The organism is Bradyrhizobium sp. DOA9 (genome assembly GCF_000617845.2).
GTDB lineage: Bacteria > Pseudomonadota > Alphaproteobacteria > Rhizobiales > Xanthobacteraceae > Bradyrhizobium.
Genome location: NZ_DF820425.1, coordinates 1,881,206 through 1,897,065 on the forward strand (window position 1 = coordinate 1,881,206; position 15,860 = coordinate 1,897,065).

15 protein-coding genes are annotated in these 15,860 nt (G+C 65.4%); 3 read left to right on the top strand and 12 right to left on the bottom strand.

What is annotated here, in order from left to right; all coding sequences use genetic code 11:
- Positions 1-10: 10 nt before the first annotated feature.
- The 3 genes from BDOA9_RS08690 to BDOA9_RS08700 all read right to left on the bottom strand — a co-directional run bounded on the left by BDOA9_RS08690 (position 11) and on the right by BDOA9_RS08700 (position 2,335).
- Entirely contained in the window at positions 11-658 is a 648-nt protein-coding gene (locus tag BDOA9_RS08690; RefSeq protein WP_052363074.1) for an HAD family hydrolase, read from the bottom strand.
- Between the two features lie 60 nt (positions 659-718).
- Positions 719-1,765, bottom strand: coding sequence for a helix-turn-helix domain-containing protein (locus tag BDOA9_RS08695; protein ID WP_025033550.1), 1,047 nt, complete (start codon positions 1,763-1,765; stop codon positions 719-721).
- 348 nt (positions 1,766-2,113) lie between these two features.
- Positions 2,114-2,335: a dodecin gene (locus BDOA9_RS08700; RefSeq protein ID WP_025033551.1), complete on the bottom strand. Its 222-nt coding sequence runs from the start codon at positions 2,333-2,335 to the stop codon at positions 2,114-2,116.
- A gap of 148 nt (positions 2,336-2,483) precedes the next feature.
- Here BDOA9_RS08700 and BDOA9_RS08705 point away from each other — a divergent pair, with 148 nt between their 5' ends.
- A complete protein-coding gene (locus tag BDOA9_RS08705; RefSeq protein ID WP_025033552.1) occupies positions 2,484-3,365 on the top strand; it encodes a DMT family transporter in 882 nt (293 codons plus the stop codon).
- Between the two features lie 47 nt (positions 3,366-3,412).
- Here the strand turns inward: BDOA9_RS08705 and BDOA9_RS08710 are convergent, their stop codons facing one another.
- The 8 genes from BDOA9_RS08710 to BDOA9_RS08745 all read right to left on the bottom strand — a co-directional run bounded on the left by BDOA9_RS08710 (position 3,413) and on the right by BDOA9_RS08745 (position 13,109).
- Positions 3,413-4,075: a helix-turn-helix domain-containing protein gene (locus BDOA9_RS08710; RefSeq protein ID WP_025033553.1), complete on the bottom strand. Its 663-nt coding sequence runs from the start codon at positions 4,073-4,075 to the stop codon at positions 3,413-3,415.
- 362 nt (positions 4,076-4,437) lie between these two features.
- Positions 4,438-4,995 carry an HNH endonuclease gene (locus BDOA9_RS08715; RefSeq protein ID WP_025033554.1) on the bottom strand — a complete coding sequence of 186 codons (558 nt, stop codon included), beginning with the start codon at positions 4,993-4,995 and terminating at the stop codon, positions 4,438-4,440.
- Between the two features lie 203 nt (positions 4,996-5,198).
- Positions 5,199-6,176, bottom strand: coding sequence for a peptidyl-alpha-hydroxyglycine alpha-amidating lyase family protein (locus BDOA9_RS08720; protein ID WP_025033555.1), 978 nt, complete (start codon positions 6,174-6,176; stop codon positions 5,199-5,201).
- 146 nt (positions 6,177-6,322) lie between these two features.
- Positions 6,323-8,098, bottom strand: coding sequence for a flavin-containing monooxygenase (locus BDOA9_RS08725; RefSeq protein ID WP_025033556.1), 1,776 nt, complete (start codon positions 8,096-8,098; stop codon positions 6,323-6,325).
- 77 nt (positions 8,099-8,175) lie between these two features.
- The gene (locus tag BDOA9_RS08730; protein WP_025033557.1) at positions 8,176-9,261 is read right to left on the bottom strand and encodes a DUF2855 family protein; all 1,086 of its coding nucleotides are present in this window, start codon (positions 9,259-9,261) and stop codon (positions 8,176-8,178) included.
- A gap of 100 nt (positions 9,262-9,361) precedes the next feature.
- Complete coding sequence (locus BDOA9_RS08735; RefSeq protein ID WP_025033558.1) at positions 9,362-10,876, bottom strand: acyl-CoA synthetase; 1,515 nt, start codon at positions 10,874-10,876, stop codon at positions 9,362-9,364.
- Between the two features lie 23 nt (positions 10,877-10,899).
- The gene (locus BDOA9_RS08740) at positions 10,900-12,084 is read right to left on the bottom strand and encodes an ABC transporter substrate-binding protein (protein ID WP_025033559.1); all 1,185 of its coding nucleotides are present in this window, start codon (positions 12,082-12,084) and stop codon (positions 10,900-10,902) included.
- A gap of 50 nt (positions 12,085-12,134) precedes the next feature.
- Entirely contained in the window at positions 12,135-13,109 is a 975-nt protein-coding gene (locus tag BDOA9_RS08745; protein WP_025033560.1) for an NAD(P)H-dependent flavin oxidoreductase, read from the bottom strand.
- Positions 13,110-13,292: 183 nt separating this feature from the next.
- Here BDOA9_RS08745 and BDOA9_RS08750 point away from each other — a divergent pair, with 183 nt between their 5' ends.
- On the top strand, positions 13,293-14,180 hold the full coding sequence (locus BDOA9_RS08750) for a LysR family transcriptional regulator (protein ID WP_025033561.1): 888 nt from the start codon (positions 13,293-13,295) through the stop codon (positions 14,178-14,180).
- On the opposite strand, the gene BDOA9_RS08755 is transcribed toward BDOA9_RS08750, so the two are convergent.
- Positions 14,177-14,830: a DNA-3-methyladenine glycosylase family protein gene (locus tag BDOA9_RS08755; RefSeq protein ID WP_025033562.1), complete on the bottom strand. Its 654-nt coding sequence runs from the start codon at positions 14,828-14,830 to the stop codon at positions 14,177-14,179. The two genes, BDOA9_RS08750 and BDOA9_RS08755, sit on opposite strands and share 4 nt — an antisense overlap.
- Before the next feature lie 116 nt (positions 14,831-14,946).
- Between BDOA9_RS08755 and gluQRS the strand changes: the two genes are divergently transcribed.
- Entirely contained in the window at positions 14,947-15,816 is an 870-nt protein-coding gene (gene gluQRS, locus BDOA9_RS08760) for a tRNA glutamyl-Q(34) synthetase GluQRS (protein WP_025033563.1), read from the top strand.
- Positions 15,817-15,860 lie beyond the last annotated feature (44 nt).

Here is a 15,860-nt window from a genome sequence, read left to right on the forward strand (position 1 = left end):
AAACGCAGGTTCAGTCGGGCGGCAGGCCATATTCCGAAAGGGCCTGCCTGAAAGCCTCCACGGACGTGTGATGATGCGCGCGCAGGCCCGCCTCCCGCGCGCCTGCGACATTGGCCGCGAGGTCGTCGACGAACAGGACGGTCTCCGGCCTTACGTCGAGCTCCGACAGGCAGAGGCGATAGCAGCGCGGGTCCGGCTTGGCCGTCTTGAACCGGGCCGAGGCGTAGATCCGCGGGCCGAACAGTGGACGCAACTCCGGCAGCAGCGCGTCGATGCGGTCGGCGACCAGCGTGGTATTGTTGGTCAGGATTGCAATCTCGACGGTGTTGCGCAAGCTGCTGGCAATTTCCAGCATTGCGCGATCCGCCTGCATTGAGCGGCGCCGCGCCTCGACCCACTCCTCCAACGACAGCGGGTAGCCGATGCGTTTGCCGAAGCCGCGCAGATAGTTCGATGCATCGAGCGCGCCGCAATCGCCGAGCGCCTCGAAGCCACTGTCCCAGATCGCCGCGTGAACGGCTTCACGGGTCGTTCCCGCGAGCTCCGCCAGATAGGCGACGCGCGCCGGCCGGTCGTAGGCACAGAGCACGTTGTCCATGTCGAAGAGGACGAGCTTGATGGCATCAGTCACGGCGGCGCTCGCGGATCGGCCGAACATTCGGCCGTGACCGGAGTCATATCCTGCCGGAATGCGGGCGACAAATCCGGAAGGCGCTCGCTAGGGCTGCGATGCGCGCTGCCGGGCCAGCTGGTGCAGCACCGTGTCGACGGCGGGCACCGCTCCGGTCTCTCGGAGCCATGTGTCGGCCAATTCCCGCAATTCGCCCGGCGTCAGACCGAATTTGCGGCGAAAAGCACGGATGAAGGTGGAATCGCTGCTGAAGCGCATGTCGACGGCGAGTTCGATCAGGCGGCGGCCGTCCTGTGCGGCCGGCGATAGCAGGCGCCGAAACGCGAGATTGAGCCGCTGCTCCCGCACATAGTGAGCAAGCCCGCCATCGGCCTCGAACAGCCGGTAAAGGGTCGCGCGCGAGATCTGGAAGTGGCGGCAGAGCTCTTCGGTGGTGAGCGCATCGGTTTCGAGGTTGTTCGCGATGCGGCGCTTGATCATCGTGAGATAGAGATGCCGCTCGGCGCGCTCGAGGCCGGCGACGATTTCGGCTGTTCCGCCGGCCGCGGCGGCCACCAGATCGGCGATCGCCTCGACCGTGGCTTCGGCTTGGCCGGCCCAGGCTTCAGTCGCGGATTCGTGTGGCAGGGCGAGCGCGGCGTAGTGGCTGGCGAGCAGCCGTGCGTGAGGGTGATCCGACGGCAGCAGGGTTGCCGTCGCCGAGTCCGGATGGGCCAGCCGCGGCGCCAGCATCGCGCGCTGCAGGATGATCGTCATCAGACGGGTGCGGCCGCCGCCTCCGCGCAGTTCGGTCCGGTTCGGTTGCGCCATGTCGATGAGAACGATGTCGCCGGGCCGCAGCGAGACCTCGCGCCGGCCCGAGCTGAACCGCATCTGGCCCTCGACGCAGAGGGTGATCTGAAAATGATCCATGACGCCGCGGGCGACGTGCGCGGGCGTGCGGTCATAATCCTGATCCGTGACGCGCGTGTCGATCAGCAAGGCATTGCGGGTCATCATTGTCACCGTAGTGACATGGAAGTCCTCCTCCGCGGTATGCGGAATGACCTCGCAGATATCGGCCGTCATGGTGCGCAGTTGTGCGAGCGCCTCCGGACCGCGCCCCGGGATGTCCGCCGCCGTGCTTCCGTTCAAAACAGTCCCGTTCACATTCCCTTGATGCGGAAGACCGCATGCACTGATTTCTCGAGATCGGCGGCAAGCCAATGTCGCGCTTGGATGTAGCCATTCCGAAATCGGTGCGCAAGCGAGATAGGGGGGCGCGGCTGTCGATCGAAATTGATGCAACTTGTCGGCGACGCGCATGGATCCCGATTCGCTGAGACCCTGGGCACATCATACGGCCTGCCTTCCATGCGCAGAGTGGGACCCGCGCCGTTCGACCGACGAGCCGCGTGCACTGGTGAGGATTCCAATCGCAATCGTGCCGCCGCCATCTCTCAGGCGTTGTCGATCGCGAGATGAACGGGCTGGTGAACGTCGTCATCCTTCCAGCGTGAAGCCGACGCGCAGCGTGACCTGATAATGACCGACGGCGCCGTTCTCGATGTGTCCGCGCGTCTGCACCACCTCGAACCATTTCATCTCGCGAATGGTCTTCGAGGCACGGCTGATGGCATTCTGGATCGCGTCCTCGATCGAGGTTTCGGACGATCCGACCAGGTCCAGGATCTTGTAGACATGGTCTCTCTCAGCTGCGGGCATGATGGCCTCCCTGGGTTGTGCTGCGGCACCCATCGACGCGTGGGCTCCCATTTGAACGGCCGCCAGGCGGTCCGGTTCCGTTCTACGCGATGGCCCGCATGCACCGGCCGAGGTGGATCGGCCGGCGCCGGCCTGCTAAGCGCCGGGTATGGACACGCCGCGACGGGACAGGACGATCGGCTCTCTCTGCCTCTGCGTGACGGCGTTCGGCTGGGCGTTGAACTGGCCGCTGATGAAGCTGCTGCTGCAGCAATGGCCGCCTCTGTTCGCGCGCGGGCTTGCGGGCGTGTGCGCCTCGCTCATTCTCGGCACCCTGGTGCTGAGCCGGAAGGAATCCTTCGCCGTTCCGCGCGAGGCGGTCCCGCGGCTCTTGTTTGCGACCTTCACCAACGTCTTGGCCTGGATGGGTCTCGGCACGGTCGCGATGAAATATGTGACCGTGAGCGAGGGCGCGCTGCTCGCCTATACGATGCCGATCTGGGCGATGCTGTTCGCCTGGCCGGTCCTGCACACGCGGCCGGCCCGACGGGACATTTTCGGTCTCGTCCTCGGCGTTGCCGGCGTCACGCTGCTCCTGAGCGGCAACGGTCTTGCGTTCAGCACCGACAAGCTGGCCGGCATTGTGCTCGCGCTGCTCTGCGCCATCCTGTTCGCGCTCGGTAACGTGCTCAATCGCAAGCCGCTGCCGATGCCGCCGCTGGTCGTCGTCGCCTGGCAGGTCGGGCTCGGCTGCGCCACGATGCTGGTCCTCGGCGTGCTGTTCGAGCGCCCCGACATCACCGCGATCACCCCGCTGGGGCTCGGCTGCTTCGTCTATATGACGCTGGTGCCGATGGGCCTCTGCTACGTCACCTGGTTCGAGACGCTGCGCCGCCTGCCACCGACCTCGGCCTCGACCGGCATGCTGATCGTGCCCGTAATCGGCGTGATCTCCGCCGCGATCATTCTGGGCGAGCCGCTAGGCTACCGCGAATGGGCGGCGATGGCGCTCACGCTCGGCGGCGTGACGCTGGCGTTGCAGCGGGGATAGCAGACCGCGCAAGCCCCCGAATATCTGGACTGGTGCCCCGCTGAAGGTCATGGGCCTAGCTCTGCAAGTTCCTCGCGCCGAAGCAGTTCGATCCGTCTTTGTGTCGTCCCCTCGAACCGGAGCAAGTTTTGGTCCCGAAGCCTGGATAAAGCGCGCGAAACAGTCTCCAACGTAAGGCCGAGATAATCTGCAATGTCGCGGCGGCTCATGGGAAGGGTCATAAGTTGAGGATGGCCCAGTCGCGCGTCCATCTCGACCAGGAACGTGGCAACCCGTTCCGGCGCAGTCTTTCGTCCCAGCAGGAGCATGTGGTTTTCGGCGTGCTGGAGGTTTTGGGTAACCAGTCTCAGAAGGCTCCTTGTGCCACCCGTCCGATTCTTGGTTGCCTCGATGATGCTGCCGCGTCTCATGATACGGACGTCCGTTTCGATGATGGCTTCGGCTGTAAAGCGGTGATTGCTCCCGTTCTCGAATCCGAACATGTCCCCCGGCAGATGAAACGCATTGATCTGGCGACGACCGTCTGTGAGCAGCTTGTGTGTCCGGACGGCTCCCGCGGTGATCTGATAGACGTATTCAGCTTCTTCGCCCTCACCGAAAATCTCGGTGCCTTTGCGATATCTATACTCACTGCAAGGCGCGCGCTCGCCAGCAAGAGCAGCGAGGTGTCCGTCGATGGGCGGTCGATGGGTATTGATATTCACCAGCATAGGCGCCTTCTGATAACTTAACGCAAGTTAAGTAGACCGAGAGCCATGGCTGTTTGATCAGGCGCAAATTCAGCCCGGCCTACGTAATTGCCCGGATCAATGCGGGCGCCGAGCTAACGGGAGGCGGACAAAAGAAAGCCGCCAGCCTTGGGGAAGCCGACGGCTTGGATGGGGCCGCGTAGTAAGGGCTACGCAACGGCATGTTTAGCCAAGCAGGGGAACGGTCTGTTGATTTGGATCAAGCGGCCGGAACGTATGTTTGACGGATCTTCTGTCGGGCCGTCGAAGAGGGGCCGACCCTTCGTCGAGCGCGAAGCCGGCGATCGTCAGCCTTTCGCGCAGCAGAGCGCGCCGGCTCGCCCTTACGGATCCAGCTCGGTATCCCAATAGAGATAATCCAGCCAGCTGTCGTGCAGATAGTTCGGCGGGAAGAGGCGGCCGTTGCGGTGGAGCTGGTGAACGGTCGGTGCGAACGCCGTCTGGCGCGGAAACATCTTGGCCTGGGCCGGCGTGAGGTTGCCCTTGCGCAAATTACACGGCGAGCACGCCGCGACCACGTTCTCCCAGGTGGTCTGGCCGCCCTTGCTGCGCGGGATGATGTGATCGAAGGTGAGGTCCTCGGGCGAGCCGCAATATTGGCAGGCGAAACGATCGCGCAGGAAGACGTTGAAACGGGTGAAGGCCGGATGGGTGGTCGGCTTGACGAAGGATTTGAGCGAGACGACGCTGGGCAGCTGCATTTCCAGCGTTGGACTTCGAACCGCCTGATCGTAATGTGCGACGATGTTGACGCGGTCGAGGAACACCGCCTTGATCGCGTCTTGCCACGACCACAACGACAGTGGGTAGTAACTCAGCGGCCGGAAGTCCGCATTCAGCACCAACACCGGCCAACTGCCTTGCGAGACATGTGCGTTCAAGTAACGCTCCCGGCCTCCAATATACGCTGCGAAGCAGCATGTAGTGACATACTACATGCAGCGTGACGGGATTGTGAAGCCCGTTGAGCGACTTATTCAGCCGCGGTCAATGCGGCGGCGGGGTGGCGAAGTGCCCAAAAACGCCGTGATTGGGGAGGGTCTGGCGAGACTTGGCCCGGAACCGCCGGGCCGGCGCCGATGCCTCATTCCGGTACCCGCTCCAGCTTCTGCAGGCAGCGCGTCGCGCGCACCGCGGCCGGCATCTCCTGGTCCGGAAAGCTGGTTTCCCAGTTGGTGACGCCGACCTCGCCGACATAGATATCGCCCTTCGAGTCCAGCGCGATGCCGTGCGGTGCCAGGAATTTGCCGCTGGCGACGCCCGGCCCCTCCTCGCCGCCGAGCCGCGCGATGCGATTTCCCCTGGCGTCCACGATCGACAGCCGCGGGCCGAGATTCGGTACATTGCGATTGATGGCAAGGCCGGGGCCGAGCTCGCCAATCACGAAGGTCGGGCTCTTGGCCCCGCCGCAGCAGCACAGCGCGCAGGGCCGGTGCAGATTGTTCCACTGCGTCTCGTACTTGCCGTCGCCGTCGAACACCTGGACGCGGTGGTTCTCGCGATCGGCGACATAGACCCAGCCGTCGGCATCGGTGGCGATATTGTGCACGATGTTGAACTGGCCGGGATCGGTGCCCGGCTCGCCCCAGCTCTTGATCAGCTTGCCGTCCGGCGTGAACTTGTGCACGCGCGCATTGCCATAGCCGTCGGAGACGTAGATCTCGCCCTTCGGCGACAGCGCGGTGTGGGTGCAGCGGTGGAACGGCTCGCCGCTCATGAACGGCGCCGGCTTTGCGGGAATGCCGATCGTCAGCAGCACCTTGCCGTCGGTGGTGCATTTGCGCACCGTGTGGTCGCCGTCGTCGGTGCAATAGAGATTGTCGTCGGCGTCGATGTGCAGGCCGTGCGCGCGCGAGAACAGGCCTTCGCCGAAACTGCGCAGGAAATTGCCCTCGCGGTCCAGCACCACCATCGGATGGGCGCCGCGGTTGAAGACGTAGACGCGGTCCTTGCTGTCGACCGCGACCGCGGCGACGTCGGTGAGCTGCCAGCCATCCGGCAATTTCGCGAAGTTGTCGACGACGCGGTAACGGTGCTCGCCTCTGCCGAGAATGGCTGGCATTTGTATCTTCCCTCAATTCCCTATCGGCGTTGCGTTGCTGTCTCCATGCTGTCATTGCGAACGTAGCGAAGCAATCCAGAATTTTTCCGCGGAGACAGTCTGATTGCTTCGCTGCGCTCGCAATGACGGTGTTGCTCAAGCTGGGCTCAACGGCAAGCCCCAGCACTTGCCAGAATCCCCGCCTCGATCGCCTTGATCTGGAGCGCGAGATATTTCGAGTTGATGCGGCACTGCGCCAGGCTGCCGGCGATGAACCAGAGGCCGGGCTGCCTGGTGCGCGCATACATGTTGCGCAGCTCGAAGCCGTCGCCAAACCCCCAGATCGGGCCGACGCGGTCGGCAATGCCGTCGCCGAACAGCTTGCGCACGAGATATTCCTGCGGCTTGTAGCCGGTCGATAGCACGATCAGGTCGGCGGCAATGATCGAGCCGTCCTTCATCCGCGCGCCCTCGGCGTTGAAGCTTTCGATGTCGGAAAACTGCCTGAGCTTGATCTTGCCCTCGACGATCAGGTTTGAGCAGCCGACGTTGAAGTAGTAGCCGCCGCCGCGGGTGAGGTATTTGAACTGCCAGCCGGTGCCGGCCTCGCCGAAGTCGAGCTTGAAGCCGACGCGCGAGAGGCCGTCGAGCAGCTCCTTGTCGAGCTGCTTCGACTGCTCGGTCAGCATCACATGCGTCTTCCTCGCGAGCGGCGTCGGCATGGAGGCCGCGATCAGATCGTTGTCCTCGAGCGTACCTTCATTGTAGGTCGCATAGGCCAGCTGCGCCGACGGCTCGATATTGGTCACGAGTGTCGGCGAGCGTTGCACCAGCGTCACCTCGGCGCCGCTGGAATGAAGATCCTGCGCGATGTCGTGGCCGCTGTTGCCGGTGCCGATGACGATCGCGCGCTTGCTGGTCCAGCTCTCGCCGTCCTCGTAGCGGCTGGAATGCACGACCGTGCCCTTGAAATTGTCGAGCGTCGCAATGTCCGGGATGTTGGCGATGCCGCTGACGCCCGTCGCCATGATGACATGGCGCGGATGCATGGTCCGCTTGCTGCCGTCGGCGCGCCGCAGCGTGACGGTCCAGTGGCCGCTCGCCTCGTCATAGGCGCCGCCCTCGAACTCGGTGCCGGTCCAGAAGTTCAGCTCCATCGCATCGACATAGGCCTCGAACCAGTTGGCGAGCTTGTCCTTGGGGATATAGACCGGCCAGCTCGGCGGAAACGGCATGTAGGGGAGGTGATTGACCTGCACCTGGTTGTGCAGGGTCAGTGCGTGATAGCGCTTGCGCCAATTGTCGCCGATCCGCGTCTCGCGATCGACGATCAGCGTGTCGACCTTCAGCTGCTTCAGCCGCGCGGCAATGGCGAGCCCGGCCTGGCCGCCGCCGACCACGAGCACGGCCGGGTCGCGGTCGGCATAGGCGCGCGCGGCGTTGCGCTGGTCGAGCCAGTTGGGCCCGCGGAAGTCGCGCGAATAGGCCTGGCCCCGCGGCCGCGAGGTGCCGAGCTGTTCCTCGAAGCCCTTGAGCTCGTCGAGCGCTGTCAGCAGCGTCCATGCCTTCAGGCGGTCGCCGTCGGCAGTATCAGGCACGAGCCGCACGATGCCGCTGCCGCGGCCGAGCGCGGTCTCGAAGTTGAAGATCGCCTCGATGCAGTTGGTGCCGGCCCGCGTCACCCAGCGCGGCGGCGCCCGGTTCGGAGCGATCCTGAAATTCGTCGGCGCCGCCTGGAGCACGCGCACCGCCAGCTCCCGCGTGATCGCCTCGCGGCCCTCGACAGTCTGCAGGTTCCAGCTCAGCGCCAGCACGTCGCGCCAGAAGCCATCGGCTAGGAAGAGCGGGTTCAGCGTCGCGGGATCAGGTCTGCTTAAGGCGCGCTCGAAGTCGTCGAGCCAGGCCTGTGCGGCGATGGAAATATCCTGCGTCCGGTCCAGCATGTGCGACCTCATGGCCGTCTTCGCGGCGTTTCCTCGAGATCGAACGCTATACCGGTTCTCGGGTCGTCGAAAGCGCCTTACCCGAGCAGCGAGAGCATGTGGCCCTGCTCCGGCGGAATGCGGCCCTTCAGCGTGTCGAGATAGACCTGCCGCACCGCCTCGGGTCCGCGGCTCTCGACGACGGTCAGGCATCTCTCCAGCAGTGGCGCGAAGCCGGACCATGCCGCGCCAAAGCGCTGCTCGATACCACCCGGTCCCCATTCCTTGGCACGCTTGCGGATCTGGTCGGGCGCGAAGAACCAGCGCGGCTTTGCGCCGGGCAGCTCGCCTTCGTCGGCCTCGGTGGCACGATGCGTCAAGCCGACGCGCACCGAGCATTTCATCTGCTCGCCGAAATGCCGGTGCAGCGCGGCCCGCAGTGCGCTGTTGCCCGCCATGTCGACGAAGGCGACCGGCGCCTCCGTTGGCAACGACGTCACGCGGTCATAGGTGATGACCTCGTCATAACAGCCGAGCGACGTCACGAAGCCTGTGTTTCCAGCCGATGTCAGCCCGATCACCTTGCGGCCGCGCGTGTGCAGCAGATGCGCGAGCCCGAACGCGGTCTTGCTCGAGGCGCTCGACAGCAGCACGGTTCGCGCGCTGAAGTCGTCGTTCTCGGCGAGAAAGTCGTCGACCATGAACGACAGCATGAACAGCGGCCGCAGCAGCGCCTGGTAATCGCCGTGCCGCCCGGCATAGGCGGGATCGCCGCCGACGCGCGCATAGGCGTTGTAGACCGGGGCCACGCCCTGCCGGTGCGCGGCACCGTCGCGCAAGCCGCGTTTGCTGACATCGGTGGCCTCGATGACGAGATGCGTCGCCATCGGGAAGTAGCCGAACAGGCGCTCGCCGATGGGCACATTCGGATGTCTCGAGGCAATCACCTCGCCGAGGCCCCATACCGGAATGTTGCCGAAGCCGCTTGGTGCCGGAAACAGCTGCCAGTATTTCAGCTCGTTCCCGAGCACGGCATAGGTGATGTTGTTGGCGGTCAGCGCAAAGCGGTCGACTTTTACCAGCAAGGCATCTTGCGGCAGCGCCTCCGCCGCCGGCAGCTCCGTCGCGATCGTCTTGCAATTCTCGAAATCGCCGCGCGCAACGATGAAATCGGCGGCTGTCATGATGTCGATCCCGGCTCGTGTCCGTGCCGGCATCTCATCGGTCATGGGCGCGTCGTTTGCAACCGCAACATAGTTTTAAACGCTGTTCGTTCGCGCCCCGTTAGCGGTGGTTCGCCCAATAGGGATCGCGCAGCTTGCGCTTGAAGATCTTTCCGGTTGCCTCGCGGGGCAGCGCATCCAGGAACTGGATTTCCTTCGGCACCTTGAAGTTGGCCAGCCGCTCGCGCAGGAAAGCCTGAACCGCGCCGGCGGACAGCTGCGCGCCGGTCTCGGGCTCGATGCAGGCGCATAGCCGCTCGCCATATTCCGCGTCCGGAATGCCGAACACGGCGCAATCGCGCACCCCACGCATCGCGATCAGCACGCCCTCGATCTCGGCGGGGTAGATGTTGACGCCGCCGGAGATCACCATGTCGCGCTTGCGGTCGCACAGGAAAAGATAGCCGTTCTCGTCGAGATAGCCGACATCGCCGACGCTGACGAGACCGTCGCGGCCCGCCTCGGCACGCGCCTGCGCCTTGCCGTGATAGTCGAAATCGGGCACCGCGGTCTGTCGCATGTAGATCTCGCCGACCTCGCCGGCGCCGCAGAGGCTGCCGTCGTCGCGGAAGATCTTGACGATGCCGCCTTCGATGGCGCGGCCGACCGTGCCGGGCTTTCTCAGCGCCTCTTCCGCCGAGTGCCAGACCGGGATGCCGGTCTCGGTCGAGCCGAAATATTCGTTGATGACCGGTCCCCACCATTCGATCATCGCCCGCTTCACCTCGGGCGGGCAGGGCGCCGCGCCATGCACGACGAAGCGAAGCGACGACAGGTCGTAGCGCTGCTTCACCGCGTCGGGCAGGCGCAGCAGACGGACGAACATGGTCGGCACCATGTGGATATGCGTCACACGGTGGCGCTCGATCAGCGCCAGCAGCTCCTCGGCGTCGAAGCGCGGCTGAAGCACGATGGTGCAGCCGTTGCGGAAGGCCATCATGCCGTAGGAATGCGGCGCCGAGTGGTACATTGGCCCGTTGATCAGCACCACCTGGCCCTCCCCCGGCTTGATGCCGTAGGCGATCGCGCCGACGCGCTCGGAGGCGGCGGCCTGCTCCGGCCGCATCGGCATGCGCCGCACGCCCTTCGGCATGCCCGTGGTCCCCGATGTGTAGATCATCGCCGCGGCGCGGCGCGGCGGCTCCTGGGTTTCGGTGTAGCCGTCGCGCCAGCGGTCCCAATCGGTGAGGCCCGAAGGGACCCCCGTCAGTTCATGGGGAATGGCGAAGGTCGTCGCCAGCTCCGGCGGGGTTGCGACCACGAGCAGGCGGACATCCTCCGGAATGCCGCCGCGAATTTGCGGCAGCAGGTCGGCGTGGCAGATCAGGATCTTCGCGCCGCTGTCGGTCAGGATGTAGCGGACCTCCTCGGCCTTCAGGTGCCAATTGATCGGCACCACGGGGCTGCCCAGTGCGGCCGAGGCCGCGACCACCTCGAACAAGGCGAAGTCGTTGCGCAGCATCATGGCGACCGGCGCGCCTTCGGCAAGGCCGAGGGCGCGCAGCCCGCTCGCCGCGCGTCTGATGCGCGTCTGGATCTCGTCATAGCCGATCCGGCGTTCGCCGCTGATGATCATGGTCGGTCCTATTCCGTTCGATTCTAGCGATCGTCCAGCACGTCGCCGAAGCCGACCCAGCTCTTGCCGTTGAAGCGCCGCAGTTGCAGCTGCTGGAACGGCAGATAGTCGTCGGGGCCGGTCGTGACGGACATGCCGGGCAGCAGCAGCGGCAGCTTCACCTCTTTCAGCGAGGCGGCCTGGCGCAGGATGTTGTCGCGGCTGAAATCGTCCTTGCACGCCTTCAGCACCGTCATCAGCAGCGTCGCGTAATGGTAGCCGGCCGCATAGTTGGAGTTGGAGAGGTCCGCATTCGGCATGTACTGCTTCATGAAGGCGAAGTATTCCTTCACGCCGGGATCGGCGGCCCATTGCGGGTCCATCGTGTCCTTCTGGTTGCTCGACGAGATCAGGCCGACGGCGTTGTCGAGCCCGGCCGGCTCCAGGAACGAGATCGACGAGGCCGAGGTCGGCACGAAGAACAGCTCGGGCTTCCAGCCGAGCTCGGCGACGCCTTTGATCATCTGCGAGGTGAACTTGCCGAGCACGACGCCGAACAGCACGTCGGCGCCCGACGCCTTCAGGGTCGAGAGCTGTGAGCTGATCGTCGGTGCGCTGGTCTCGTAGGTCTGCTCCGCGATGATCATGCTTGCTGCCTTATCGCCGAGCGCGCGCTTGAAGCCGGCGACATAGTCGCGGCCGAAATCGTCGTTCTGGGAGAGGATGGCGATCTTGGCGCCGGGTTTGGTACGCAAGACGTGCTTGGCATAGACGACGCCCTCGGATTCGTAGGCGGCCATGCCGGGCATGGTCCACGGATATTTCTGCGGATCGGCCCATTTGGTGGCGCCCGAGAGCACGAACAGCTGCGGCACCTTCTTGCCGTTGAGGTAGCGCTGCACGGCGCTGTTGGTGGCGGTGCCGAGCGAGCCGAACAGCATCAGCACCTCGTCCTGCTCGACGAGCTTGCGGGTCTGCTCGACCGTCTTCGGCGGCGAATAGGCATCGTCCAGCGTGATGAACTTGACCTTGCGGCCGTTGATGCCGCCTTCGGCATTGATCTTCTCGAAGAACGCCTCCTGCGTCCGGCCGATCGCGCCGAAGCCGGACGCCGGGCCGCTATAGGGCAGGGTCTGTCCGATGCGGATCTCGTCGCTGCCCTCGGCATGGGCGCCGCCGCCGGCGAGCGCCAGCAGGGACAGGCCGATCAATGCGGCTGCAAGCTTCATGATGTCCTCCCGTTTGTGTTGCCAGTCCAATCCTGTTGTCGGACCACGCGTCAGGCGCTGACGCGCATCAGGAAATCCTGCCCCGCCTGATCGAATTCACGCTTCATGCGGCCGACGAGCTCCGCGACGGGAGGAACATCGGTGATCTGGCCGATGCCCTGGCCCGATCCCCAGATGTCGCGCCAGGCCTTGGATTTCATGTTGCCGCCGGAGCCGAAATTCATCTTCGTCTTGTCTGCGGCGGGGAGATTGTCCGGATCGAGGCCGGCCGCGGCGATCGAGGGGCCGAGATAATTGCCGTGCACTCCGGTGAACAGGTTGGTGTAGACGATGTCGTGCGCGGCGTGCTGCGTCAGCGCCGACTTGTAGGCCTCGTCGGCATTGGCTTCCTGCGTCGCGATGAAGCGGGTGCCCATATAGGCGAGGTCGGCGCCCAGCGTCAGCGCGGAGGCGATGCCGAATCCGTCGCTGATCGCGCCCGACAGCAGGATCGCGCCGCCGAACCATTGCTTGACCTCGCGCACCAGCGCGAAGGGCGACAAGGTGCCGGCGTGTCCGCCCGCACCGGCGCAGACCAGGATCAGCCCGTCGACGCCCTGCTCGGCGGCCTTGCGCGCGTGCTTGACGTTGATGACGTCGTGGAACACCAGCCCGCCATAGGAATGCGCGGCCTCGACGATCTCCGCCGGCGGCCGCAGCGAGGTGATGATGATCGGCGCCTTGTGCTTGACGCAGGTCTCCATGTCCTTCATCAGCCGGTCATTGGAGGCATGGCAGATCTGGTTGACGGCGTAGGGCGCGACCTTCTTGCCGGGATTGCGCGATTTGTATTCGCCGAGCTCGTCCTCGATCCGACTCAGCCATTCGCCGAGCTTCTCGACCGGGCGTGCATTGAGCGCGGGAAACGAGCCGACGACGCCCGCCTTGCACTGGGCGATCACCAGTTCCGGACCGGAGACGATGAACAGCGGCGAGCCCACCACGGGCAGCTCGAGCGAATCCTTCAAGAGAGTGGGCAGTGCCATCATGTCCTCCCGAAACGCGGCCCCGCCGTCGGGCGGGATGACGAGGCGTTTCCGTTTTGATTGTCGCGCGGGCGGATGGGTTACCCATCGCCGCGGATTTGATCACATTATAGGGTTGGACGGCGCGGCCCGGCCGTTCAATAATGAACGGACAACCATTCAGGTATGAACAGGTGGCTGTCGATGGATTGGGACCTTTGCAAGACCTTCGTCGCGGTCGCCGATACCGGCAGCTTCACGGCCGCCGCCCGCCGGCTGCACACCAGCCATCCCACCGTCAGCCGCAAGATCGCGGCGTTGGAAGCCCAACTCGGCACAAGATTGGTGGCGCGCGCCGCCGATGGCCTGGCGCTGACCGCGGATGGACGGATCTTGCGCGAGCACGCCGAGGCCATGGCGGCCGCGGCGCTGCGGGCCGAGACCGCAGTGGCGGCCGGTGGACACAAGGCGCGCGGCATCGTCAAGCTGTCGATCGGCGCGACGCTGGCCTCGCACTGGCTGATGCCGCGCCTGCCGGCTTTCCTGAATGCGCACGATCATATCCAGCTCGAGATCATCACCCATCCGTTTCCGGCGAGCGTGCGCCGGCGTGAGGCGGACGTGGTGCTGCGGCCCTTCGACAGCGGGGAGGAGAACCTGGTCGGCCGCAAGATCGGCCGTCTCGGCACAGGCTTCTATGCCTCGCGCGATTATGCCGCCTGGCGGCCGCTGCCTGAACGGCGCGGCGATTGGAAGGAGCACAGCGTTATCGGCTTCGCCGACCAGACCTCCAATGTGCAGCTTGCGCGCTGGAGCGACGTCGTCACGCGCCAGGCCAGGGTGGTGATGCGCTGCTCGTCGCAAGGCGACATGCTGGCGGCAGTCCGCACCGGCATCGGAATCTCCGCGCTGTCGTGCTTCGTCGCCGAAGCCTATTCCGATCTCGTGCGCGTCGCCCCGCAGAAGCTCGCCAGCGTCGCGGATCTGTGGCTGCTGGCCCATCCCGACCTCGTCGAGCTCCCGGCGGTGCGCGCCGTGATCGAATTCGTCGCCGAATGCGCCCGGACCGACCGCGCGCGGCTGCGCGGTTAGCCCGATCCCGCGAGCACGCCCTCTCGTTTCTTCACCGCGCGGTAATAACTCCACCACAGATGCGCCGCCGCACCGCGCAAAGGACGCCAGGGCTCGGCGATCGGCGCCATCTGCTTCTCGGTCGGCCGCGCCTTGAGGCCGAGCCCGATGCGGATGCCTTCCTGCACGGCGAGGTCGCCTGCCGGCCAGGCATCGCCGTGGCCGAGGCAGAACAAGAGGTAGACGTCGGCCGTCCAGGGGCCGATACCGGGCAGCGCGATCAGGGTGTGATGCGCGGCGTCGGCATCCTCCTCCGCGAGCACGTCGAGGTTCAGCCGCTGCGCGGCGATCTCGCGGGCGAGATGCTTGAGCGTCTTGATCTTGGCGGCGGAGAGGCCGAGCCGTCCCAGCCGGTCGGTGCGGGCGCGGCGCACCGCCTCATGATCGAACGGATCGAACGCCGCCGACAGACGTCCCCAGATCGCCGCGGCACTCGCGGTGGAGAGCTGCTGCCCGCAGACGATGTGCGCGAGCCCGGTAAAGCCCGGCTCGCGCCGCCGCAACGCCGGCATGCCCGCGATCTCGAGCACGGGCTTGAGGCGCGGATCGCGCTTGACCAGCGCGTGAACGGCCTCTTCGAGATCGGACTGGGCTTCGAGGTGGATGGTCATGGTCTTTCAACTCGTCATGCGCGGGCTTGACCCGCGCATCCATCTCCTATCGTAACAGAGTCTTGGAGGATGGATTGCCGGGTCAAGCCCGGCAATGACAAGTCTTGCGAGAATCGATGCCACCCGTTTTCCGATTCGCCCCGAGCCCGAACGGCTTCCTGCATCTCGGCCATGCCTGTTCCGCGCTGCTCAACTTCGATTGCGCGCGAAAGATAGGCGGGCGGTTGTTGCTGCGGATCGAGGACATCGACGCGACGCGCTGCCGGCCGCACTATGAGACGGCGATCTACGAGGATCTCGCCTGGCTCGGAATTGCCTGGGAGACGCCGGTGCGGCGGCAGTCCGAACATCTCGCCGATTATCGCGCTGCGCTGGAAAAGCTCTCGGCGCTCGGTCTGGTCTATCCCGCCTTCGAAAGCCGGGCCGAGATCGCAACGCTGGTGGCGGCGCGCGAGGCCGACGGGCCGTGGCCGCGCGATCCCGACGGCGCGCCGCTTTATCCGGGCGAGGCTAAATTACTCTCGGCTGACGAGCGCGCGCAGCTGATCGCCTCGGGCGCGCCCTATGCACTGCGGCTCGACATGGCGGCTGCCTGCCGCCGGGCCACCGGCCTGAGCTGGAACGAGCTCGGCGCGGGGCCGGATGGCGCGCGCGGCATCGTCCCGGCGCAGCCGGAGGCCTGGGGTGATGTCATCCTGGCCCGCAAGGAGACGCCGACCAGTTACCACCTCTCGGTTGTCGTCGACGACGCGCTCCAGGGCGTCAGCGAGATCGTGCGGGGGCAGGACCTGTTTTACGCCACCGCAGTCCACCGCCTGCTCCAGGTCCTGCTCGGCCTGCCCGAGCCGGCCTATCGCCATCACCGGCTGATTCGCGATGAAGCGGGTCGGAAGCTGTCGAAATCGAGCCGCTCGACCGGTCTGCGCGAATTGCGCGCGGCCGGCGTCACGCCTGCCGCCATCCGCCTGCTGGTGGGATTAGGTTAAGTTTCTCTGGGGGTTAGCTTAACGTCGCCGTGACTCCGGGTGTT

Excerpts from the sequence above, each read along its gene's own strand:
- BDOA9_RS08690 (WP_052363074.1), bottom strand. The coding sequence starts at position 658 with ATGTTCGGCCGATCCGCGAGCGCCGCCGTGACTGATGCCATCAAGCTC.
- BDOA9_RS08700 (WP_025033551.1), bottom strand. The coding sequence starts at position 2,335 with ATGCCCGCAGCTGAGAGAGACCATGTCTACAAGATCCTGGACCTGGTC.
- BDOA9_RS08705 (WP_025033552.1), top strand. The coding sequence starts at position 2,484 with ATGGACACGCCGCGACGGGACAGGACGATCGGCTCTCTCTGCCTCTGC.
- BDOA9_RS08710 (WP_025033553.1), bottom strand. The coding sequence starts at position 4,075 with ATGCTGGTGAATATCAATACCCATCGACCGCCCATCGACGGACACCTC.
- BDOA9_RS08720 (WP_025033555.1), bottom strand. The coding sequence starts at position 6,176 with ATGCCAGCCATTCTCGGCAGAGGCGAGCACCGTTACCGCGTCGTCGAC.
- BDOA9_RS08725 (WP_025033556.1), bottom strand. The coding sequence starts at position 8,098 with ATGCTGGACCGGACGCAGGATATTTCCATCGCCGCACAGGCCTGGCTC.
- BDOA9_RS08730 (WP_025033557.1), bottom strand. The coding sequence starts at position 9,261 with ATGACAGCCGCCGATTTCATCGTTGCGCGCGGCGATTTCGAGAATTGC.
- BDOA9_RS08735 (WP_025033558.1), bottom strand. The coding sequence starts at position 10,876 with ATGATCATCAGCGGCGAACGCCGGATCGGCTATGACGAGATCCAGACG.
- BDOA9_RS08740 (WP_025033559.1), bottom strand. The coding sequence starts at position 12,084 with ATGAAGCTTGCAGCCGCATTGATCGGCCTGTCCCTGCTGGCGCTCGCC.
- BDOA9_RS08745 (WP_025033560.1), bottom strand. The coding sequence starts at position 13,109 with ATGGCACTGCCCACTCTCTTGAAGGATTCGCTCGAGCTGCCCGTGGTG.
- BDOA9_RS08750 (WP_025033561.1), top strand. The coding sequence starts at position 13,293 with ATGGATTGGGACCTTTGCAAGACCTTCGTCGCGGTCGCCGATACCGGC.
- BDOA9_RS08755 (WP_025033562.1), bottom strand. The coding sequence starts at position 14,830 with ATGACCATCCACCTCGAAGCCCAGTCCGATCTCGAAGAGGCCGTTCAC.
- gluQRS (WP_025033563.1), top strand. The coding sequence starts at position 14,947 with ATGCCACCCGTTTTCCGATTCGCCCCGAGCCCGAACGGCTTCCTGCAT.